The organism is Pseudomonas syringae (assembly GCF_000737245.1).
In the GTDB taxonomy this organism is placed as follows: domain Bacteria; phylum Pseudomonadota; class Gammaproteobacteria; order Pseudomonadales; family Pseudomonadaceae; genus Aquipseudomonas; species Aquipseudomonas syringae_J.
Genome location: NZ_JPQU01000109.1, coordinates 137,195 through 158,629, shown reverse-complemented (window position 1 = coordinate 158,629; position 21,435 = coordinate 137,195). Strand labels below are relative to the sequence as shown.

Genomic DNA, 21,435 nt, shown 5'->3' with positions numbered 1-21,435 from the left:
GCTATGCACAAGAACAGCTCAGTGATTCGCAACACCGCGTTGAGCTATGCCGGTCAGGCTTACGTTCTGCTGGTGGGGATCCTGATCATGCCGTTTTACCTCGGCCATCTGGGTGCCGAGGCGTATGGTCTGATTGGTTTCTTCGCGGTGATGCAGGCCTGGCTGCAGTTGCTTGACGCGGGCATGTCCCCCAGCCTGGTGCGCGCGGTCGCCCACCAGCAGGGCACGCTTGCCAGCGAACGCAACTCAGGGCAATTACTGCGCTCCTTCGAGATCATTTTTCTACCTCTGGCAGTGCTGTCGTGCGTCGCGATTTATTCGGGCAGCTCATGGATTGCCGTGCAGTGGCTAAACGCCCAAGAACTAAAGCCAGAGACGCTCACCCATTGCATCAGCCTGATGGGGCTGGTGATTGCATTGCGGCTGTATTCCACTCTGTACAAGAGCGGCATCCAGGGACTGGAACAACACGCCTGGCTCAACGTTGCCAACATCATCATCGCGACCCTGCGTTATTTCGGCGGCTTGTTGCTGGTCAGCCATTATTCCCAGGACCCGGTGGATTTTTTCGCCTTTCAGGTGCTGGTGGGTCTTGTCGAAACCCTGATTTTCGCCGGCAGAGCCTGGCAACAAATGCCAACGCCTCAGTGGCTGACCGGTTTCAACTGGGCCTTGGTCAAACCGATCCTGCCGTTCGCCGCGAGCATGTCGCTGACCGCCGTGCTGTGGATCGTCCTGACGCAGATCGACAAAGTGTTGCTGTCCGAACTGCTGCCTCTGGATCAATACGGCTATTTCTCCCTGGTAGCGTTGATCACCACCGGGATCATGACGCTCAGCAACCCGCTTGCGCAGACCCTGCTGCCGCGCCTGACGGTGCTAATGGCCGAGGGTCGCGAAGCGGATATGCACGCTTTGTTTCTGGCAGCGAACCGTTTTGTCTGCACCTTTCTTTTCCCGCTGGCGGCGCTGATCGCCCTGCACGGCAAGTTTCTGATTTACGCCTGGACCGGTGACTGGAACGCTGCGCTCTGGAGCCAGCAAATCCTCGGTTGGTACGCGCTGGGCAGCGCAATCATGGCCATGAGCGCCTTTCAGTTTTATCTGCAATATGCCCATGGGCAGATGCAGTTGCATGTCTGGTACAGCGTGATCTCCGCGCTGGTGACCGTGCCGGTGATGCTCCTCGCCATTCACTATCACGGTGTCTACGGTGCTGCACTGGCCTGGTTTTTCCTACGCGTCGTGTCGTTTGCCCTCTGGCCAATGATCGTCCACCAGCGCCTGGCCCCCGGCCTTCATAGGCAATGGCTGCGAGACATTATCCGCATCAGCGTGATGAGCGCAGTGGGTCTGGCAATCAGCGAGCCATTGTTCCTGCTGATTGCCGGGCAGGACCGGCTCAGCGTGTTCCTGGGTCTGGCGGTCAGTGGTCTGATCACCCTGGTGGTGGTGGCTGCGAGCTACAAGCCTCTGGCTCTGAGAGTTTTTGTCCTGTTCAGCAAACCGAGTACATGAGCCATGGATGAGATCATGAAAACCGCAACGTCCGCGACAGCCGGCGCTCCCTTGGTGAGCATTGTCTGCCCGGCCTACAACCAGGAGGCGTTCATCGCGCAAACCCTGGACAGCTTTCTGGCGCAACAGACCAGTTTCAGTTTCGAAATCCTGATCAACGATGACGCCTCGACCGACGGCACCGCGCGGATCATTGCTGATTACACCCGGCGCTATCCGACCATCATCCGGCCGTTCTATGAATCCGTGAATCAATACCAGTACGGGCGCCCCTGTGTACCAGGGCTGTTCGCCAAGGCGCGCGGTCGCTATATCGCATATTGCGAAGCCGATGATTACTGGACCGACCCACGCAAATTACAGATTCAGGTGGATTTTCTCGAGAGCCATCCTGACTACGTGATCACCTATCACGACGCCATGGCTTTCGACACCGAGGGCGAAAAAGGCATCCAGTTGCAGGGCAAATTACGCGCCGACGCCAGCGCTCTGGAATTGCAGAAAGCCCGTCCTATTTCGACCCTGACCGTGTGTTTCCGCAACGTCCTGACCAGCATGCCACCGGAACTGCTGATGCAGGTCGCGCCCCTCAATGACATGTGCTGGTGGTCATTGCTCGGTGCGTTCGGCAAGGGCAAGTTTCTCGCCGACATCAGGCCGGCAGCCTATCGCGTGCATCCGGGCGGGATTTTTTCCATGCGCAGCCATCAACGCAAGCTGCACATGAGCCTGCAAACCAATAGCAGCCTGGCTAATTACTACCATCGACTGGGCAATCAGGAGCTGTACGAGCACTTCGTTACGCAGGTGTTCTGCCTGTCGCTTTCGGCGCTCGGCCCGCCCCACAAGTTACGGGCAATGATGATGGCGTTGCGAAACATGAGCATCAACCTCGGCAAGCGCCTGCTGCCCCCGATCAGTAAAGGCCATGTTCAGTAACGTGCTGGTGGTCTGCGTTGGCAACATCTGTCGCAGCCCCATGGCTGAAGCACTGTTACGCCAGCGCGCGAACGCACCGCATGTGCAGATTGCCTCGGCTGGCACCCATGCGCTGCGAGGGCACTCCATAGACCCATTGGCACAAGCGGTATTGCAAACGCATCAGGTGCAGAGCTCGCGGCACATCGCACGCCAGGTCGACCGGCACATGTTGCACCAGGCCGAGCTGATTCTGTTGATGGAACGCTCTCAGCTCAAAAGCGTGTTGAAGCTCGCTCCGGAGGTCCGCGGCAAGACTTTTCTGATTGGCAAATGGCAACACCATATGGAAATAGCCGACCCCTATCGGCAACCACAATTAGCCTTTGAACAGACCTACGAGCAGCTCTCGAGATGCGTCGACGACTGGCTACCTTATCTTCAGTCAGGAGAAACAAGATAAATGACCGCTATGAACCGTTCTTCCCTGGATTACTACCAGGACTCCCGGATCGATTTGGCAACTATCTTGCGCACATTGTTCGACCACAAGCGCTTGATCATAGCGGTCGTCGGCCTTTTCGCGCTGGTAGGGGTAGCCTACGCGGTGCTTTCGACGCCGATCTATCAGGCTAACGCGATGATTCAGATCGAGCCGAAAAAAATCGGTATCGAGGGCACCCCGGAAGTGTCCAGCAAACCCATGTCGGTCTCCCAGGCCACCACCGAAATCGAACTGATCAAGTCCCGTGCGGTGCTGGGCAAAGTGGTGGAAGACCTCAAGCTCAATATCGTAGAAGGCCCGAAATACTTCCCGATGATTGGTGCTTACCTGAGCCGCACCTTCAAGCCGGAACGTGAGAATGCCCTGGCCGAGCCAATGTTCGGGTTGACCAGCTACGCCTGGGGTGGCGAGAAAATCGACGTGTTCCAGCTGGAAGTCCCTGACAGCCTACTGGGTGAGAACCTGATTCTGGTGGCCGGCAAACCCGGTACGTTCTCCCTGTATGACAAGGATCGCAGTCTGTTGCTAAGCGGCGGTGTCAATCAGACGGTGGAAGGCCACGGCACAAAAATCCAGGTCGCGACCCTGAACGCCCGGCCCGGTACTGAATTCAATGTCGCAAAACTGCGCACCCTGACCGGCGCCCTTATCTATCAGAACCGCTTGAAGATCACCGAAGCGGGCAAGGACTCAGGGATCATCTACCTGTCCATCGAAGATCCGGATCCGGCCAAAGCCAACATGGTGCTCAACGAAGTCAGCCGCCTTTACGTGCGCCAGAACGTAGAGCGCAGCTCGGCTGAGGCCGCCCAGCGCCTGGAGTTTCTGCGCTCGCAGTTGCCAACCGTACGCCGCCAACTGGAAGACTCGGAAATCGCCCTCAACGCCTTCCAGACCAGCGCCAAGTCGGTGGATCTGAGCATTGAAACCAAAGGTGTGCTCGATCAGGTCGTCAGCCTTGATTCAAAACTCTCGGAGCTCAAGCTCAAGCGTGTGGAGATCGAGCGTCTGTACACCCACGAGCATCCGACCTACCGCGGTCTGATGAACCAGATGAGTCAGCTCGAAGCGCAGAAACAAGGCTTGCTGAAGAAAATCGAAGCCCTGCCCGTCACCCAACAGGAACTGCTGCGCCTGACCCGTGACATGCAGGTCACCAGCCAGACCTACACCCTGATGCTGAACAAAAGCCAGGAGCAAGACATTCTGCGGGCGGGCAGCATCGGTAACGTGCGGATCATCGACAACGCCGACGCCAACGTTGAAGCGCCGGTCAAACCGATGAAAAAACTCATCGTGCTGATTGCCGTGCTGCTGGGCGTGCTGGTGGCAGTGGCCATCGTGTTTATTCGTCAGGCGTTCTATCGCGGAGTCGACAATCCCGAAGTCATTGAAAACATCGGCATGCCGGTCTATGCCTCGCTGCCGTATTCGCGTCAGCAAGAGCGCCTGGAGAAGAACAGCCAGGGCCGGGCAAAAGAATCCAAGCTGCTCAGCGTGTCTGCGCCGACTGAATTGGCCGTGGAGTCGCTGCGCAGCCTGCGCACCAGCCTGCATTTCGCCATGCTCGAAGCGCGCAACAACGTGCTGATGATTTCCAGCCCGTCACCAGGCGCTGGCAAGTCATTCGTCTCCAGCAACCTGGCGGTGATCATCGCCCAGACCGGCAAGCGCGTGCTGCTGATCGATGCGGACATGCGCAAAGGCTATCTGCACAAGATCTTCGGCCTGCAACCCAAGCACGGGCTTTCCGACACCCTGGCTGCGCGGCTGACCAGTACTGAAGTCATCAACCACACCGAAGTGCGCAATCTGGACATGATGTCCTGCGGCTTCATAGCGCCCAACCCGTCGGAGCTGTTGATGCATGACAACTTCAACAAAATGCTCACCGAGCTTTCGCCGCTGTATGACCTGATTCTGGTAGACACCCCGCCGATTCTGGCAGTCACCGACGCCACCCTGGTCGGACGCCAGGCAGGGACCTGCCTGCTGGTCACCCGGTTCGGCCTGACCACCGTCAAGGAAATCGAAGCCTGCAAACGCCGGCTCGGCCAGAACGGCGTGGTCATCAAGGGCGCAATCTTCAACGGCGTGCTGCGCAAGGCCTCGACCGCAGATTACGACTGTGCGGCTTATGGCTACAACTACAGCCCGACACGCAAATAACGCATTAACCGGCAAGACAAGCTTCACCCCCACCACCCTCAAGGAGTTACGTATGGCCAGGACCATTGCAATGATGCAGCCTTATCTCTTCCCCTATCTGGGGTACTTCCAACTGATCGCGGCAGCAGATGTCTTTGTCCTCGGCGACGACCTGCAATACATCCGCTCAGGATGGGTCAACCGCAATCGCATCCTGCAAAATGGTGAAGCCAAACTGATCACCTTCCCCCTCAAAAGGGATCACTTCGAACTCCCCATCAATCAGCGTCAGCTGTCCGATACTTTCTCCGAAGAAGCGGACCGACTGATCAATGTGATCTGTCAAAGCTATCGCAAGGCCCCGTACTACGCCCAGGTCATGCCGTTGCTGGAGCGCCTGATCCGCTTCCCGCAGACCAATCTGGCGATGTATACCGAACACGCAATCCGCGAACTGTGTGCGTATTTGCACATCGTCACGCCTATCCTGCGCGGCTCGGATCTTGAATTGAAGTCATGCCTGGACAAGCAGGACCGGGTGATCAATGTGTCGCACACCTTCGCCGCCACCACGTTCATCAACCCAGTGGGCGGCGCGGAACTGTACGACCGTGAACATTTCGCCCGTAACGGCTTGCTGGTGCGTTTTTTCAGAATGGAAGAGGTTGTCTACCGCCAATTCGGCCAGCCGTTCGTGCCCAACCTGTCGATCATTGATGTGCTGATGTTCAATTGTGTAGAGCAGATACAGGCAATGCTTGAGTGCTACAGCCTCTGCGACGGAGCCAGGGAGTCAGACATTCTGGCACCCCTCACCCGTCAGCTTGAAGTCAGCCCTGTTCTCCCCACATGCCTGGCAGTGGAGTAACACCATGCCCATGACTGACAGCCCCGCCCGCTGGTATCTGATTCAGACCAAACCGCGTCAGGAAGCTCGCGCTCAGGAACACCTGCAACGCCAGCATTTCGAGTGCTATCGGCCGTTGAAGGCCAGTGACACGAGAAAACGCAGCGCCCGGGCCGCGAACGAAGAAGAGTTGTTTCCGGGGTATCTGTTCATCCGCATGGATCAGGTGCACGACAACTGGTACCCGATCCGCTCCACCCGGGGCGTGGCCAGGATCGTGACCTTCGGCGGCACTCCGGTGCCGGTCCAGGACGAACTGATCGAGCAGATTCGCCAACGCCTGAATACAGCGCCGCCCAAAGAGCCGTTCAGGCAAGGTGAACACGTGCGGATCAGGGCGGGTGACCTGTGCGACATCGAGGCGATTTTCCTCTCCCCTGATGGCACTGAACGCGCGGTGATTCTGCTCAACCTGCTGCAACGGGAGCAGAAGGTGGTGCTGCCGATCAGCAGTCTGTCACGGGTCGAAGCCAGGGCTTAGTTGTACATCTGCGCTCGAACTGGGGTGGTTTGACCTTCTGTGGGAGCGAATTCCGCGCAACGCCTGGGCTAGCGCCGTGGGACCGGCTTCAGCCGGGAAGGCGGCATTTCGGTCGGTAGATACGGTATGGCTGTACTGGCCTCTTCCCGGCTGAAGCCGGTCCCACGTCGTCACATCAGCTCGCGTGCAAACATAGAATCTCCCATCCATCCCATTCCCAGCCCCACCCACCTCTGCCCGGAACCTCACCATGACGCAACTCACAACGCTGGTGACGCTCACCTATGGTGATCGTTTCAATTATTTGCACACCTTGGTCAGTCGTTCGCTGGAAAGCCCGCTGATTGACCGGGTCATCATTGTCAGCAATGCCTCCACCGCACCGCTGGAAGTGTTGCGCACGACCTGGCCCGGTCAGGTCGAGGTCATTTACCTGGACAGCAATACCGGATCGGCCAGAGGGTATTCGGTGGGTATCCAGGCGGCACTGGATGCTGGCGCAGAGTACATCTGGCTGATGGACGACGACAACGCACCGACTATCAATGCCATCGCGACGCTGCATGAAAACCTGCGCGAACGCCAGGTCATCGATGGCCAGGACAAAGCGGCAGTGCTGGGTTTCCGCCCGACACACCAGGCTGATATTGCCGCCGGTGTACCCCAGCGTTTCGCCATACCACGACGCTCCAGTTTTTTCGGTTTTCACGTCGCCCAGTTGCCCTACAAAATCTGGCGGCGCTTGCCGTGGGGTCAACCTCAGGGCAAATACAAACCCATTGCGACCGTGCAGCTGCCTTTCGCCACTTACGGCGGCCTGCTGGCACATCGAAGCCTCTATAAGCGGATCGGTCTGCCCCTCGACGCCCTGATGCTGTACGCCGATGACAGTGAATACACCTGGCGTATCACCGCGGGTGGCGGGCGGATTTTCCTGATCCCGGACGCACTGCTCGATGATCTGGAGGACTCGTGGAACATCAAGGCCCGCACCAGCAACATTTATGAAAGCTTTCTGCTCGGCGGCTCCGACCTTCGTGCCTATTACGGCGCACGCAATCAGGCCTGGTTCGACAAAAACATCTGGGCGTCATCCGCCCTGCTCTACAGCTTCAACCGTTGGGTTTTCTTCCGCGTCTTACGGCTGATTGCCAAACGGCGTGGGGCCGAACAGCGTCTGGGGCTCATCGAACAAGCCATCGCGGACGGTGAATCCGGCGTCCTGGGCCTGCACAAGTCGTATCCGCTATGAGGGCCCTGTTCATCAACAGCCTGTACGCGCCAAACATCGGCGGCGGAGCAGAAATCATCCTTCAGCGCACCGTCGAAGGTCTGAAAAATCGCGGCTATCAAGTGGCGGTGCTGGCCACCGGCGCAAAGCCAGGCCTGCACGTTGAGAACGTCAACCAGGTGAAGGTCTATCGCGCCGGGTTGCGCAATTTCTATTGGCACTTCACCGCCCAGCGCCCAGGTCGTCTGGCCCGTCTCGGCTGGCACCTCAGGGACCGCTACAACAACGGCATGCGCGCCTATGTGAAGCGGGTGATCGCGCTGGAGAAACCGGACCTGGTGGTATGCCACAACCTCAGCGGCTGGTCGGTATCGGCCTGGGACGAAATCACTGCTGCCGGTCTGCCGATCGTTCAGGTGCTGCATGACCTTTATCTGCTGTGTCCCGCCAGCACGATGTTCAACAAAGGCCACAGCTGCCAGCAGCAATGTGGTCGATGCGAGCGCTTTCGTCGAGGTCATGATCAACGCTCGGCGCAGGTCAAAACCGTGGTGGGCGTCAGTCGTTTCATGCTCGACACCTTGCAACGCGAAGGCTTCTTCAAGGGCGCCCGCAGCTACGTGGTACACAACGCGAGCCCCACGCCTGCGCAAACGGTCACCCACAGAAGCACCGATCCGGCGGCGAAAAATGCGCCGCTGCGTTTCGGTTACATGGGCACCTTGTCAGAACCCAAGGGGCTGCGCTGGCTGATTGAGCAGTTCCAACGACTGCCGATTGACGCCACCTTGCAGATTGCCGGTCGCGGTCAGATCGACGATGAAGCGCGCTTCAAGGCGATGGTCACTTCGCCCAGAGTGAGTTTTGTCGGCTATCGCTCACCCGAGCAGTTTTACAAACAGATCGATGTTGCCATCGTGCCGTCCATCTGGAATGAACCCTTTGGCATGGTTGCCGTGGAAGCCTGTGCCTATGCAAAACCAGTGATCGCCAGCCGCATGGGCGGGCTTCCAGAAATTATTCAGGACCAGCTCAACGGTCTGCTCTGCTGCCCTGACGACCCGGACTCTCTGGGCGTTGCGATGCTCAAATTGCATCAGCAACCCGCGCTGCTGGCTCGTCTGAGTGCTCAGGCCAGAGTCAGTGTCGCGTCGCTGATGGATCTGGATCTGATGCTCGACAGCTATGAAGTCATTTTCGTACAGACGTTGCTGGACAGGGTGGTGCCCCAGCAAGAGTTTTCGCTGTCACGACCTGCCTAGGGTCTGCTCCCCGGAATCCCGGACCGTGCCTCTTCATTGAGACAAGACATGTCAAAGCCGCCCCAGACACTGTTGCGCAAACCGCTGATGTTACTGCTGTTTAACCTTCTACTGAGCTGCATGGCACTGGCCGATGAACGATTCATCATTGGCGTCGACACTCACTTGATGAATAGAAGCAGCTCCTCCGCCCAGGCTTTGCAGCTGCTGGAAGACGCGGGTGTGGACTCGGTACGCGACGATGCGTACTGGTCAACCGCCGAGCAACGACGTGGTCAACTGCGGATAGACCCGGCATGGCATGCGTATTTGAGCAAGGCCCGGAAACATCGATTGCGACCCCTGCTGGTGCTGGGCTACGGCAATCCTCATTACGGAAACTACGCCAAACCCCGATCCCCGCCGATCAAGGAAGCCTTTGGCAATTACGTCAATTTCGTCAGCCAGGAGTTGGCCGATGGTGTGGATTTCTATGAGATATGGAATGAGTGGGACAAAGAAAATCCAGTGGACCCGCTGTTTGCCCGCGACTACAGCAACCTGATCGAAGAAACCGCACAAAAATTACGCCAGCGGAAAAAACCACCCACGATTCTCGCCGGTGCCGTGACTAGCCAAGGCATGGATCTGGGCTTTGCAGACAAGCTGATTGAAGCCGGATTGCTCAACCATGTGGATGGCTTGTCGTTGCACCCCTATGTGCACTGTCGCCACGAAGAACGACATACACCGGAACGCTGGATTTCCTGGTTACGCTGGGTCGACGCCGACCTCAGGGCGCTGGCCGCACGACCGGTTCCGTTGTACCTGACGGAGATGGGCTGGCCGAGCAGCCACGGTAAGTGCGGTATCAGCGAGCAGACCCAGGCCGCCTATCTGGCCCGTAGTTATTTTCTGGCGCAGACCGTGCCGGACATCAAAGGCCTGTGGTGGTACGACTTGCTCAACGATGGCGGCGACCTTGAAGACCCGGAACAGAACTTCGGGCTGCTGAATCAGGATTTTTCAGTCAAACCGGCCTATCTGACCCTGAAAGCCATCAGCCCGATCCTGCACGAATATCGCTACGACGCAGAAAAAAGCCGCGAGCTGGATACCACCTATCTGCTGCGCTTCGCCAAAGGATCGGAACAGATCCTGGTGGCCTGGACCACTGGCCTGCCGCGCACGATTCAGGTGGATGCCAGCAGCGTACAGGCCGGCAATGTCTTGATGATCGACAGCGGCCAGCCGCAACGTGGACAAATCGACACCGGGATCGCCTGGAACTGCAATGACAGTCGTTGTTCGGCGCAAGTGTCAGTCAACGAATTCCCCAGAATCATCCGCCTGGGCAGCAAGCCGCCGCTGTTTGCCCAGTAGTGGTGATGCGGGCGGCCTTAGAAACCGAGCCGCCTGAATCGCGGGCAAGCACCGCTCCCACAGAAGATCGCGTGACCCTGTAGGAACCGAGCTTGCTCGCGAAGAACGATGACGCGATATGCCTGTTAGACCGAGGCGTGAAGAACGATGACGCGGTGTATCTGCCAGCCCGCAGCGCCTGATTCGCGGGCAAGCCGGAATGCCGCCCACTCCCACTCGCCAACATAGATCGCTTACCCCTGTGGGAGCCGAGCTTGCTCGCGAAGAACGATGACGCGGTGTATCTGCTGAAACCCAGGTGCCCGATTCGCGAGCAAGCTCGCTCCCACAAACATTGCTGAACCCGAACTACCACCTGAACCCTGCGCAAGGACGCCGTCCAAATGATCGTGATCAACGCCCGCTTTCTGACCCAGGAAATACGCGGAGTGCAGCGCTTTGCGGAGCAGGTCTGCCTGGCAATCAAGCGCTTGCGCAGCGATGTGATTTTCGTCGCGCCGCACAACATCAAACTGCATGAAAGCGCCAAGGCGCTGGATGTGCAGATCATAGGCCGCAATACGGGGCATCTGTGGGAGCAGGTGGATTTACCCCTGTATCTGCTGCGCCAGGGCCGTCCGCTTCTGGTGTCATTGAGCAGCACGGCACCGATGTTCTACGGCAATCAGATCGCTACCCATCATGACATCAACTACGTGCGCTACCCGCAAAGCTACTCGCGCAGCTTTCGCGCAGTGTATCGAACCATCACACCGATCCTGTTGCGGCGGGTGAAGGCGTTGTTGACGGTCAGCAGCTTTTCCAAAGGGGAAATCTCGACCTTTTATGGTTTCCCCAGCAACCGCATCTTTGTCGTACCCAATGCCGTGAGTGGAGCTTTCAAACCCGCGCCCAACGAACACGCTACGCCCTACCTGCTGGCCGTTTCATCGCCCAGTGCACACAAGAATTTCAATCGCATGATCCAGGCCTTCCTGACCCTGCGCGGTCATGAAAACCTGCAGCTGCACATCGTCGGCGCCGCCAGCGAGATCTTTGCCGATCCAGAGTTGCAACACCTGGCTTGCCGCGACCCGCGGATCCGCTTTCTCGGTCGCCTGAACGATGCGGAGCTGATCGAGCAGTACCAGGGTGCCACTGCGTTCGTGTTCCCTTCGTTGTATGAAGGCTTTGGTATTCCACCACTCGAAGCTCAGGCCTGCGGATGCCCGGTGCTTGCTGCCAATGCAGCCTCTATACCGGAAGTACTGCAAGCCAGCGCGTTGTACTTTGACCCTCTGGATGTCAGCCATATCGCCGCAGCCATGGAACGTATTCTCATCGATATGCCGTTGCGCAAAGCCCTGCGACGTCGCGGCTTGAATAACGTCGAGCGCTTCTCCTGGGACGACTCCGCGCTGCGTGTCTCGCAACGCATCGATGCAGTCCTGGCAATGAAAACCACGCATGGGCAACCCCGCACCATCGCCGAATCGTCCACCGATAAGGTCTGAGGCTCGATCATGAAACGCTTGGCTTATCTGGACGCCCTGCGCGGCATCGCAGCTTTGATGGTGGTGTTTACCCATCTGTACGGACCACTGCTGGGCGATGTCTGGCTGTTCCGAGAGCTGCTGGATGTGGGCAAGCTCGGTGTGCTGTGGTTTTTCATGATCAGCGGTGTGGTGATCCCGTTCAGCCTGCGACCAGTGCCCGACGGTGCCCGCCGTTTTGTCATCTCGCGGTTCATGCGGCTATATCCGGCCTACTGGCTGTCGTTGCTGGTCTACCTGACGGTACTGCAAGTGGGCGGCGGGATCATGCCTCCCTGGATACAGATCCTGGCCAATCTGACCATGCTGCAGACGCTACTGGGTTTCGGCGATGTCATCGGTCTGTACTGGACGCTGTTCATCGAGCTGGTGTTCTACGGCCTGTGCCTGCTGCTTTTTTTAAGCGGCAAACTTTATGACCTGATTACTCGCACTCGCTGTGCCCTGGGCGCACTGCTACTGGGCCTGGCGCTGGCGGTGCTGCGAGAACAGACCGAACGCAAATTACCCGTCGCATTGCCGCTGGCATTGTCACTGATGTTCTTCGGCTCCATCTGGCGGCAATGGTTATTGGCCGAACACAGCCGCCAATTGACTCGCTGCCTGGTGCTGGTGCTGGGCGCCTATCTGCTCTTGCTACCACCGACACTGATACTCGCTTACAGCCAGGACATGGGCGTCGGCGAGGCTCCAGGACGTTACCTGTTCACTTACGCCACGGCGATCATCAGTTTCGTCGTGCTGACCCGAATCGTTCAGCTCAAACACCCGGCGCTGGTGTGGCTCGGCGGCGTCAGTTACTCGCTGTACCTGTTGCATCCCTCAATGCTGATGCTCAGTGACTTTCTGCTCAAGGATTTACGGGTTGCGCCCCTTTACAACGCAGTCCTGGCAACAGTACTGACGCTAGGGATTGCTCACCTGTCCTTTCGCTTCATCGAAACGCCTTTTATCCAATTGGGCAAACGCCTCAACAATCGCCACGCCAAGACGCAGCCTGCCCGCGCCTGATGTAGAGCTTGTGCAAGACAGAAGGGAACTCCAATGAGAATTGCAATTGTCCACGACTGGCTGGTGACGTATGCCGGTGCCGAACGTGTGCTGGCTTCACTGATCAATATCTGGCCGCAGGCCGATCTGTTTTCGGTGATCGACTTTCTCAGCGACCAGGATCGGGCGCACTTGCATGGCAAAGTCGCCAAAACCACCTTTATCCAGCGTCTGCCAAAAGCCAAAACACACTACCAGCGCTATCTGCCTTTGATGCCCCTGGCTATCGAGCAACTGGATCTGTCCGGCTATGACCTGATCATCAGCAGCAGCCACGCAGTGGCCAAGGGCGTGCTCAGCGGCCCGGATCAATTGCACATCAGTTACGTGCACTCGCCGATCCGCTACGCCTGGGACTTGCAGCATCAGTACCTGCTGGAATCCGGCATGAGTACCGGTTTAAAAAGCAAAGTCGCGCGCATGGTCCTGCACTACATCCGCATGTGGGATCAGCGCACCTCGGCAGGCGTGGACGATTTCATCGCCAACTCCTATTTCATTGGCGGGCGGATTTCCAAGGCCTACCGTCGGGAGTCCACCGTAATTTATCCGCCGGTAGACACCTTTCACTTCACCCAGCTGGACAATAAACAGGACTATTACTTCACCGCCTCCCGGATGGTGCCCTACAAGCGCATGCCAATGATCATCGAAGCCTTCGCGGCGATGCCGGACAAGCGCCTCATCGTCATTGGCGATGGCCCGGAAATGGCCAAGGCTAAATCGATCAATGCGCCCAACGTCACCTTGCTGGGCTTCCAGCCCTTCGCGGTTTTGCTGGAGCACATGCGCAATGCCAAGGCGTTCGTGTTCGCAGCCGAAGAAGATTTCGGGATCAGCCCGGTGGAAGCCCAGGCGTGCGGCACCCCCGTCATCGCCTTCGGCAAAGGCGGTGTTCTGGAGACCGTTTGTGGCCTGGACCACCCGCAACCGACCGGGGTGTTTTATGACGCTCAGACCGTCTCATCACTGGTAGCGGCCGTCGGCGAGTTCGAAGCGGCGCAGCATCGCATCACGTCTCACGCCTGTCGTGCCAACGCTGAGCGGTTCAGCAGCGAGCGCTTCGAGCAAGAAATGAAAAACTTCGTCGAGAGCCGTCTGGCAGCAGCACGTCTGGCCCGCCAGCCCTCTCAATACAAGATGCCCCAGGCGTCGCCCATTCTGGTCAGCAGCGACCTGACTGCCCGTGTTGTCCCGATCAAATCCGTCTGAGTGAGCACTCTCCATGCGTACTCCCGTTCGCGGCATTCTTCATGCGCATCAATCAGTGCTATCGGTTGCTCATCGCCTGTTGGACCTCACCGTCATCGTGCTGGGCGGGTATTGGCAAAGCCAGCTGGGCCCGAACACCTCCAGCGCAGAGGCATGGATCCAGATCCTGCTGGCGGTGCTGGTCTTCCACTGGCTCAGTGAGTTCCATCAAATGTACGGCTCATGGCGCGGCGAGCGCATCCTGCGCGAGCTGGTCAAGGTGTTCAATTACTGGGCGCTGACCTTTGTCATTCTGTTGTCGGTGGACTATCTGCTGCTCAATCACGCCAACCTGCCTGACGATAGCCAGATGACCTGGTTCGCCTCGGTACTGTTGGTGTTATGCGGCTATAGACTGCTGATTCGCAGCGCGCTGCATGGTCTGCGAAGCCACGGTTTCAATACCCGTCGGGTGGCGATCGTGGGCAGCGGTCAGGTGGCTCAGCGCCTGGCCGGGTCAATCTCCAGCGCGCCGTGGATGGGCCTGAGATTGCTCGGTTTCTACGACATCGCGCCGCAACCCGCCAGTCCGGACCATCTGCCGATGCCGCTGTTGGGCGATCTGGAACAATTGACCGAGGATGCACGCCAGGGCCGCATCGACAAGGTGTACATCACCCTGGCCCTGACCGCGCAGCCGCATTTACAGGATCTGGTCAAAGGTTTGAGCGATACCACCGCCTCGGTGTACCTGATCCCCGACGTATTCATGTTCGAATTGCTACATGCACGCAGCGAGAGCATCAACGGGCTGGCCAGCATCAGCATCTTCGACTCGCCCATGGATGGCGCCTGGAGCCTGGTCAAGCGCTGCGAAGACATTTTGCTGTCCAGCTTGATCCTGGCCATGATCGCCCTGCCTCTGATGTTGATTGCCATCGCCATCAAGCTGACGTCGCCAGGCCCGGTACTGTTTCGTCAGCGCCGGTACGGGCTGGATGGTCGGCCGATCATGGTCTGGAAATTTCGCAGCATGAGCGTCCAGGAAAACGGCGACGTCATCACTCAGGCCACCCGCAACGACGCTCGCGTCACACCGCTTGGGGCGTTCCTGCGGCGCACCTCACTGGACGAACTGCCGCAGTTTTTCAACGTGTTGCGTGGCGACATGTCCATCGTCGGCCCGCGCCCCCATGCGGTGGCGCACAACGAGCAATACCGCAAGCAGGTCAGCGGCTACATGCTGCGCCACAAGGTCAAGCCCGGCATCACCGGCTGGGCGCAGATCAATGGCTGGCGAGGTGAGACCGACACGCTGGACAAGATGCAGAAACGGGTCGAGTACGACCTGGAGTACATCGAGCACTGGTCGCTGTGGCTGGATCTGAAAATCATTCTGCTGACGCTGTTCAAAGGTTTCTTGAACAAGAATGCCTTCTAAAACCTGCTGAAAATAACCCCCTTTCAAACCTGACTATCCCAGGCCATTCGGCGCTGGAGGAGGTGCGCGCATCAATCAAAAACAAACTGAAGTAACGCTCGGTGTTGGTAAGGGATGCAATGAAATCACTGTGGTGCCAAGCGCACCTTTAGGAAGGAACAATATATGAAGCTAACCCTAGCTGTTGTGCTGCTCTCCAGTCTGATTTTGCAAGGCTGTGTATTCGCACCCGGGCAGCACATGACCCCTGGTGATATTGAAGCCAAAGACCCGGATGGTCCGGATGTCAGATTGGTCGATATCACCCCGCACACCTTGAAACTGCAAAAACAGAAAGCAACGGATTCGGCTAAACCACTGCCGGCTGAGCTGCTGAATTATAAAACCCCGGAATACGTGGTCGGACCCGGCGACACCTTGCTGGTGATCGTATTCGAACACCCCGAGTTGACCGCACCAGGTTCACAGGACCAACTCGATGCCAACAGCCGGGAAGTATTGAGCGACGGCACGCTTTACTTCCCTTACGTTGGCAGGATCCAGGCGGGTGGCAAAACCGTTGGCCAAATCCGCGAGCAATTGCGCATGGGCTTGTCGCCGCAGTACACCGAGGTCAAGGTCGACGTCAAAGTACTGCGCTACAACAGCCAGCGCATCCTGCTGTCCGGCTCGTTCAAAAGCCCCGGACCACAGTCGATCACCAACATCCCGTTGAGTCTGGTACAGGCGATCAGTGTCGCGGGTCTCGACCTCTCCGACGCCAACCTCGCAGGGTTGACCTTGCGCCGGGACGGTCGGGATTACGTGATTGACGTCGACTCGCTCAACCGCAAGGATTCGCAGCTGAGCAAAGTGTTTCTCAAGAACGGCGATTACCTGCACCTGAACAGCAACTCGAAAAACAAGATCTATGTACTGGGCGAAGTTCAGCGTCCGCAGGTGATTTCCTTCGGCACCACCAGTGTGACGCTGCTCGAAGCACTGGGTGATTCCGGTGGCCTGAGCCCGGAAAGCGCCGATGGTGACGCAGTGTATGTGATCCGCGGCGCCGAAAACTTCGCCAATGCGCCTGCGACTGTCTATAACCTCAAAGCCAAGAAACCCACCGCGTACCTGCTGGCCAAGGAATTCGAACTCCAGGCCCAGGATGTGATCTTCGTGGGTCCCGCCAACATTACTCGCTGGAGCCGCTTCGTCAGCCAGCTGCTGGGCTCGGCCAACGTGGTTTCCACGGGCGCCATGTTCAGGAACTGATAGTCGCGAAGCTGATCACTCAGCTTCACCCCGCTTCAAAACATCCCCGCATTTGCCGACTGTGGGGATTTTTTTTGTCCGAAATTCGCTGCTCAAGTGTTGCCTCAGCAACAGCGAAACAACAGTTAGTGAATCGTTCAACAGACGCCACGGCCAGGAGACTTCATCCCTGAATTAAAAATTTATCAATTTCAATGAGTTGAAATAAAAGCAGGCGCTGGCATGCATGCTGCTTTGGTAGAGGGCACGCTCTCAAAAGGAATAAAGCATGCTGGTAGTTTCACTGTCGGGCAGCCCTGCCCTGAAATCCCGTTCAGGGGTCGTACTGGAACACGCGGGTCGTTGGTTGCGGGCAAAAGGGGTCGACGTGAAAGCCCTGCGAATCCGCGACTTTGATGCCGAAGATCTAATCTTCGCGCGCTTCGATAGCCTCCAGGTACTGGACTTTATCGAAACGGTGAAGCAGGCCGACGGCTTGTTGATCGGCACTCCGGTATACAAAGCCTCGTTCTCCGGTGCATTGAAAACGCTGTTGGACCTGCTTCCGGAGCGCTCACTGCATGGCAAGGTTGTATTGCCCCTGGCCACCGGCGGCAGCATCGCCCACATGCTGGCCGTGGATTACGCACTCAAGCCAGTCTTGTCGGCGCTTAAATGCCAGGAAGTCCTGCACGGAATTTTCGCCATCGATAGTCAGATCAGCTATGGAGACAACGAACAAGGCGGCGATCTGGACGAGATTCTGGCCGAGCGCTTGCAGGAGGGTCTGGAGCATTTCTACCTGGGCCTGCAGCATCGAGTGCAGGCGCGGCAGAAGCTGGCGGGTGGGCATTTGCGGTTGGCGCTGTGATCTCGACGGATGCCCCGTGGCAGATTCTATGTTTACTCGCAATCGGAGGTGACGACGTGGGACCGGCCGGGCGGCGTTCCGCTTTAGCCGGGAAGGCAGCATTCCAGTCGATAAATTTTTAGAGAGTGTACTGGCCTCTTCCCGGCTAAAGCCGGTCCCACGTCGTCGCGACAATATTGAGATCAACCTTTGAGCATCGGATACAACGACACCACCAACAACGCCGCCATCACACCGTTGAATACCCGCAACCAGAACGGATCACGCAAGGCATTGCGCAGCAGGCTGCCGAAGCCCGCCCAGACGCAGACACTGGGGGCGTTGATCAGGGCGAAGACGGCCGAGATGATCAGCACATTAGTGAAGTAACCCTGCAAGGGCGTGTAAGTACTGATGGCACCGACTGCCATGACCCAAGCCTTCGGGTTGACCCATTGAAAGAGCGCAGCCTGCATGAACGTCTGCGGTTTGCCTTCCTGCCCTGATGCGTCGGAGGCCGGGCCCGAGGTGGCAATTTTCCAAGCCAGGTACAACAGATATGCGGCGCCCGCGTAGCGCAGAACCGTATAGAGAAGCGGATAGGCCTTGAACACAGCTCCCAACCCAAGTCCGACAGCCAGTACCAGGCTGAAAAACCCACAACTGATACCGAAGATATGCGGCACAGTCCGGTTGAAACCGAAGTTCACCCCAGAGGCCAGCAACATCATATTGTTCGGACCGGGCGTAACTGAGGTGACGAAAGCAAATAAAGCGAATGCCAGCAGTAAATCTAGAGTAAGCGACATGAAGCAGTCCGTGCATTAAAGGGCAGGCGTCCACCCTATCCAACCGTTGTCGGAAAACACACTGACAGTTAAGCAAAAATACCAACCGTACAGTTCAGGCGATAGGTGTTTTTCCGCCGCACTGTACTAATCGATTAACCCTGACGATCCTGAGTCGCCACGCCGTTATCAACGCTGATTTCACCGTAACTATCAAAAGAGCGAACGGCCTGCATCTGCGGTTCGGCCAGCAACTTTGCTTTGGCGATCTGATATTCATCGAATGACAAGCCGCGACGGTTCAAGTCCTCCAGCGCCAACTGGCGGGTTTCTTCAGCGCTGTAGGGGCGAAGTTCAACGGCGTAATGGGTGGAGCAGCCGGACACAACGGCAACAGTCAATAACAGGGCAACGGCGTAAATACGGTTCATGGCAGCCTCCAGACTCGGCTTCATTTCGGGAATGAAACAAGGCTACGCCTGGAGCGGTTTTCGCAGAAATCACTGCTCTTGATAGTGGGTATTGGCGGGTGAAGGTTTTTTCATAACGCCAGCCAATGCCACAACAACAAAGTCCCCAACAGCCCCACCACCGAGACAATGGTCTGCAGCACCGACCAGACCCATAGGGTTTGCTTGAGTTGCAGGCCGAAATATTCGCGGACCATCCAGAAACCTGCATCGTTGACGTGGCAGAAGAACACCGAGCCGGCACCAATGGCCAACGCCACCAGCGAACTTTGCGTTGCTGCCAACCCGGCCATCATCGGCGCCAGAATGCCAGCAGTGGTAGTGGTCGCCACCGTCGCCGATCCTGTTGCCTGACGCAGCGCCACGGCGATCAACCAGGCCAACAGCAGGTACGGCATGTGCGCACCTTCAGCCACTTTGCTGATGGTCTGGCTGACACCGGCATCCAGCAAGGTCTGCTTGAGCCCGCCGCCCGCCCCGATGGTCAGCAGCAACACGGCAATCGGCGCGATGCTTTTACGCAGAGTGCCACTCACATGCTCACGGCTCAGACCGTTGGCCCAGCCCAGGCAGATCACTGCCGCAATCACCGCAATACTCAGCGCCACCAGCGGTTCACCGAGGAATTTGAGAGTCAGCGCCACGTTGCTGCGCGGGTCCATCAATACCTTGGCAAAGGTGCTGCCCAGCATGAGAATCACCGGCAAAAGAATGATCAGCAAAGAGATGCCGAAGCTTGGCTGGCGCGTGACTTCACGCTTGGCCGAAAACAGCTCGCCCAACTCCGCGGGCTGCTCGATCACCATCCGTTTCGACAGCCAGTTGCCATACAGCGGGCCGGCCAGGATCACCGCCGGCACCGCAATGCAGAAGCCCAACAGCATCGTCAGGCCCAGATCGGCGTGCAACGCACTGACCGCAATCAAAGGCCCGGGGTGCGGCGGCATCAATGCATGCAGAGTGGTCATGCCCGCAAGTGCCGGGATGGCAATCTTCAACAACGGCTGATCGGAGCGTCGCGCCATGACGAAAATGATCGGCACCATGAGCACCAGACCTACTTCGAAAAACAGCGGCAAGCCAATAACCATCGCCACCAACGCCATCACCCAGGGCAGCGAGCGGCCCTTGCCGAAGCCCAGCAGGGTTGTGGCAATCCGGTCAGCCGCCCCGGATTCAGCCATCAGCGCACCGAGCATCGCGCCCAGGGCAATAATCAAACCCGCTTCGCCGAGAATACCGCCAGCACCTTTGCTGAACGCCTTGGCAACGTCTTCGGCGGGCAGACCCGCGCCGATACCGGCGATGAAAGTACCAATCAGAATCGACAGAAAGGGCGGGAGCTTTGTCGCGCTGATCAGCACGATGATGGTGGCAATGGCGATCAGGCAACAAATGATCAGACGCGTGTCATGCACAAGCCAGGCAGCAGAAGATACATCCAAGGCACTCTTCCTTTTCATCGGTCTCTGCACGCAAGCGCTGACAGAAACATTTAGTTGTAATTCTGCAAGACGATACGGGAGGAGAGAGCCGAGGAATGTGAAATTTGTGACAGTTTCGCCGCCTGAGGCCCGACTTAGACGCTGGGCAGCCGTGGATTCTGCGATTGCGCATAGTCGATCAGCACATCACGAAGGGCTTGGGCAGCCGCCGAAAGCTTATGGTCGGCCAACATCATCAAGCCGATGGGCCGTTCGATGACCGGCGCAACCAGCGCGATGCAGTGTGCGCCCAATTCGTGCATCTGCTGGATACACAACGACGGCACGGCGCTGACACCCAGGCCGCTGGCAACCATGCGTCCGACCGTCGACAACTGGTGGCTTTCGAACGCAACGGACAGCTTGCCGTGCTGGGCGAGGAGATGCTGTTCCAGCAATAAACGCACGGCGGACGGACGCTGCAAGGCAATGAAATCCTCCTGCAGCAGTTCCTGCCAGCTCACCTGCTGGCGTTGCGCCAAGGGTGAGTCCAGCGGCACCACGGCGACGAAGCGGTCGGTGTAGAACGGCGTAAACACCAGCGAATTGCTCGACTCAGGCTCAAAGCCGACTCCCAGCTCGACTCGTCGATGACGAACCATTTCCAGCACTTCTTCGTTGATCAGGTCATGTACCGCCACATTGACCCGTGGATAGCGGCCGCGAAATACCTTGAGCGCCCCGGGCAACATGTTGCCGGCAAACGACGGCATGGCCGCCACCGAGACTTTGCCCAACTGCAAGGTGAAGCGCTGGCGCAGCAGCTCCTCGGCGTTATCCCAGTCAGCCAGCAACTGACGCGCCAAGGGCAGCAGGGTTTCACCCTCGGGCGTCAGGCTGACGGCTCGGGTCGTGCGGCTGAGCAGTTGCCCGCCCAGATCCTCTTCTAGACTCTTGATGGTCAGGCTCAGGGCAGGCTGCGAGAGATGCAGCCGCTCCCCTGCCTGGGCGAAGCTCAAGTACTGCGCCACGGCCAGAAACGCTCGCAATTGTTTGACGTTCATATATTTGTTTTCTTTATCAATCAATCAGAAAAACAAAATTAACAAATCACTGCCCCCGAG

The 21,435-nt window shown here is 57.9% G+C and carries 19 protein-coding genes; 15 read left to right on the top strand and 4 right to left on the bottom strand.

What is annotated here, in order from left to right:
* Positions 1-3 precede the first annotated feature (3 nt).
* From IV01_RS00030 to ssuE, 15 genes are all read left to right on the top strand, one after another.
* Positions 4-1,518, top strand: a complete 1,515-nt coding sequence (locus IV01_RS00030) for a lipopolysaccharide biosynthesis protein (RefSeq protein WP_032632057.1) — start codon at positions 4-6, stop codon at positions 1,516-1,518.
* 3 nt (positions 1,519-1,521) lie between these two features.
* A complete protein-coding gene (locus tag IV01_RS00035; protein WP_050508129.1) occupies positions 1,522-2,457 on the top strand; it encodes a glycosyltransferase family A protein in 936 nt (311 codons plus the stop codon).
* Positions 2,447-2,899, top strand: a complete 453-nt coding sequence (locus IV01_RS00040) for a low molecular weight protein-tyrosine-phosphatase (protein ID WP_032632056.1) — start codon at positions 2,447-2,449, stop codon at positions 2,897-2,899. The genes IV01_RS00035 and IV01_RS00040 overlap by 11 nt, the downstream gene beginning before the upstream one ends.
* The gene (locus IV01_RS00045) at positions 2,900-5,110 is read left to right on the top strand and encodes a polysaccharide biosynthesis tyrosine autokinase (protein ID WP_032632055.1); all 2,211 of its coding nucleotides are present in this window, start codon (positions 2,900-2,902) and stop codon (positions 5,108-5,110) included.
* A gap of 52 nt (positions 5,111-5,162) precedes the next feature.
* Positions 5,163-5,957 (top strand): WbqC family protein, encoded by a 795-nt coding sequence (locus IV01_RS0125790; RefSeq protein ID WP_050508127.1) that lies wholly within the window; start codon positions 5,163-5,165, stop codon positions 5,955-5,957.
* Between the two features lie 4 nt (positions 5,958-5,961).
* Positions 5,962-6,477: a transcription/translation regulatory transformer protein RfaH gene (gene rfaH / locus IV01_RS00050; protein ID WP_032632054.1), complete on the top strand. Its 516-nt coding sequence runs from the start codon at positions 5,962-5,964 to the stop codon at positions 6,475-6,477.
* 250 nt (positions 6,478-6,727) lie between these two features.
* On the top strand, positions 6,728-7,729 hold the full coding sequence (locus IV01_RS00055; RefSeq protein WP_032632053.1) for a glycosyltransferase: 1,002 nt from the start codon (positions 6,728-6,730) through the stop codon (positions 7,727-7,729).
* Positions 7,726-8,970: a glycosyltransferase family 4 protein gene (locus IV01_RS00060; RefSeq protein WP_032632052.1), complete on the top strand. Its 1,245-nt coding sequence runs from the start codon at positions 7,726-7,728 to the stop codon at positions 8,968-8,970. The genes IV01_RS00055 and IV01_RS00060 overlap by 4 nt, the downstream gene beginning before the upstream one ends.
* A gap of 48 nt (positions 8,971-9,018) precedes the next feature.
* Positions 9,019-10,332: a hypothetical protein gene (locus tag IV01_RS00065; protein ID WP_032632050.1), complete on the top strand. Its 1,314-nt coding sequence runs from the start codon at positions 9,019-9,021 to the stop codon at positions 10,330-10,332.
* Between the two features lie 383 nt (positions 10,333-10,715).
* Positions 10,716-11,825 (top strand): glycosyltransferase family 4 protein, encoded by a 1,110-nt coding sequence (locus tag IV01_RS00070; protein ID WP_032632049.1) that lies wholly within the window; start codon positions 10,716-10,718, stop codon positions 11,823-11,825.
* 9 nt (positions 11,826-11,834) lie between these two features.
* Complete coding sequence (locus IV01_RS00075) at positions 11,835-12,875, top strand: acyltransferase family protein (RefSeq protein WP_032632048.1); 1,041 nt, start codon at positions 11,835-11,837, stop codon at positions 12,873-12,875.
* A gap of 33 nt (positions 12,876-12,908) precedes the next feature.
* Positions 12,909-14,126 carry a glycosyltransferase family 4 protein gene (locus IV01_RS00080; RefSeq protein WP_032632046.1) on the top strand — a complete coding sequence of 406 codons (1,218 nt, stop codon included), beginning with the start codon at positions 12,909-12,911 and terminating at the stop codon, positions 14,124-14,126.
* A 13-nt stretch (positions 14,127-14,139) separates the two neighbouring features.
* Positions 14,140-15,546: an undecaprenyl-phosphate glucose phosphotransferase gene (locus IV01_RS00085; protein WP_032632045.1), complete on the top strand. Its 1,407-nt coding sequence runs from the start codon at positions 14,140-14,142 to the stop codon at positions 15,544-15,546.
* A gap of 165 nt (positions 15,547-15,711) precedes the next feature.
* Complete coding sequence (locus tag IV01_RS00090) at positions 15,712-16,800, top strand: polysaccharide biosynthesis/export family protein (protein ID WP_032632043.1); 1,089 nt, start codon at positions 15,712-15,714, stop codon at positions 16,798-16,800.
* Positions 16,801-17,068: 268 nt separating this feature from the next.
* Positions 17,069-17,650, top strand: coding sequence for an NADPH-dependent FMN reductase (gene ssuE / locus IV01_RS00095; RefSeq protein WP_032632042.1), 582 nt, complete (start codon positions 17,069-17,071; stop codon positions 17,648-17,650).
* A gap of 182 nt (positions 17,651-17,832) precedes the next feature.
* On the opposite strand, the gene IV01_RS00100 is transcribed toward ssuE, so the two are convergent.
* The 4 genes from IV01_RS00100 to IV01_RS00115 all read right to left on the bottom strand — a co-directional run bounded on the left by IV01_RS00100 (position 17,833) and on the right by IV01_RS00115 (position 21,375).
* A complete protein-coding gene (locus IV01_RS00100; protein ID WP_032632041.1) occupies positions 17,833-18,438 on the bottom strand; it encodes a LysE family translocator in 606 nt (201 codons plus the stop codon).
* Positions 18,439-18,572: 134 nt separating this feature from the next.
* The gene (locus tag IV01_RS00105; protein ID WP_032632039.1) at positions 18,573-18,848 is read right to left on the bottom strand and encodes a hypothetical protein; all 276 of its coding nucleotides are present in this window, start codon (positions 18,846-18,848) and stop codon (positions 18,573-18,575) included.
* Between the two features lie 110 nt (positions 18,849-18,958).
* Positions 18,959-20,332, bottom strand: a complete 1,374-nt coding sequence (locus IV01_RS00110; protein WP_032632038.1) for a gluconate:H+ symporter — start codon at positions 20,330-20,332, stop codon at positions 18,959-18,961.
* Positions 20,333-20,466: 134 nt separating this feature from the next.
* Positions 20,467-21,375 carry a LysR family transcriptional regulator gene (locus tag IV01_RS00115; RefSeq protein WP_032632037.1) on the bottom strand — a complete coding sequence of 303 codons (909 nt, stop codon included), beginning with the start codon at positions 21,373-21,375 and terminating at the stop codon, positions 20,467-20,469.
* Positions 21,376-21,435: the final 60 nt, after the last annotated feature.

Bases quoted from the DNA above. Each gene is read 5' to 3' on its own strand.
- IV01_RS00030 (WP_032632057.1), top strand. From the start codon at position 4: ATGCACAAGAACAGCTCAGTGATTCGCAACACCGCGTTGAGCTATGCC.
- IV01_RS00035 (WP_050508129.1), top strand. From the start codon at position 1,522: ATGGATGAGATCATGAAAACCGCAACGTCCGCGACAGCCGGCGCTCCC.
- IV01_RS00040 (WP_032632056.1), top strand. From the start codon at position 2,447: ATGTTCAGTAACGTGCTGGTGGTCTGCGTTGGCAACATCTGTCGCAGC.
- IV01_RS00045 (WP_032632055.1), top strand. From the start codon at position 2,900: ATGACCGCTATGAACCGTTCTTCCCTGGATTACTACCAGGACTCCCGG.
- IV01_RS0125790 (WP_050508127.1), top strand. From the start codon at position 5,163: ATGGCCAGGACCATTGCAATGATGCAGCCTTATCTCTTCCCCTATCTG.
- rfaH (WP_032632054.1), top strand. From the start codon at position 5,962: ATGCCCATGACTGACAGCCCCGCCCGCTGGTATCTGATTCAGACCAAA.
- IV01_RS00055 (WP_032632053.1), top strand. From the start codon at position 6,728: ATGACGCAACTCACAACGCTGGTGACGCTCACCTATGGTGATCGTTTC.
- IV01_RS00060 (WP_032632052.1), top strand. From the start codon at position 7,726: ATGAGGGCCCTGTTCATCAACAGCCTGTACGCGCCAAACATCGGCGGC.
- IV01_RS00065 (WP_032632050.1), top strand. From the start codon at position 9,019: ATGTCAAAGCCGCCCCAGACACTGTTGCGCAAACCGCTGATGTTACTG.
- IV01_RS00070 (WP_032632049.1), top strand. From the start codon at position 10,716: ATGATCGTGATCAACGCCCGCTTTCTGACCCAGGAAATACGCGGAGTG.
- IV01_RS00075 (WP_032632048.1), top strand. From the start codon at position 11,835: ATGAAACGCTTGGCTTATCTGGACGCCCTGCGCGGCATCGCAGCTTTG.
- IV01_RS00080 (WP_032632046.1), top strand. From the start codon at position 12,909: ATGAGAATTGCAATTGTCCACGACTGGCTGGTGACGTATGCCGGTGCC.
- IV01_RS00085 (WP_032632045.1), top strand. From the start codon at position 14,140: ATGCGTACTCCCGTTCGCGGCATTCTTCATGCGCATCAATCAGTGCTA.
- IV01_RS00090 (WP_032632043.1), top strand. From the start codon at position 15,712: ATGAAGCTAACCCTAGCTGTTGTGCTGCTCTCCAGTCTGATTTTGCAA.
- ssuE (WP_032632042.1), top strand. From the start codon at position 17,069: ATGCTGGTAGTTTCACTGTCGGGCAGCCCTGCCCTGAAATCCCGTTCA.
- IV01_RS00100 (WP_032632041.1), bottom strand. From the start codon at position 18,438: ATGTCGCTTACTCTAGATTTACTGCTGGCATTCGCTTTATTTGCTTTC.
- IV01_RS00105 (WP_032632039.1), bottom strand. From the start codon at position 18,848: ATGAACCGTATTTACGCCGTTGCCCTGTTATTGACTGTTGCCGTTGTG.
- IV01_RS00115 (WP_032632037.1), bottom strand. From the start codon at position 21,375: ATGAACGTCAAACAATTGCGAGCGTTTCTGGCCGTGGCGCAGTACTTG.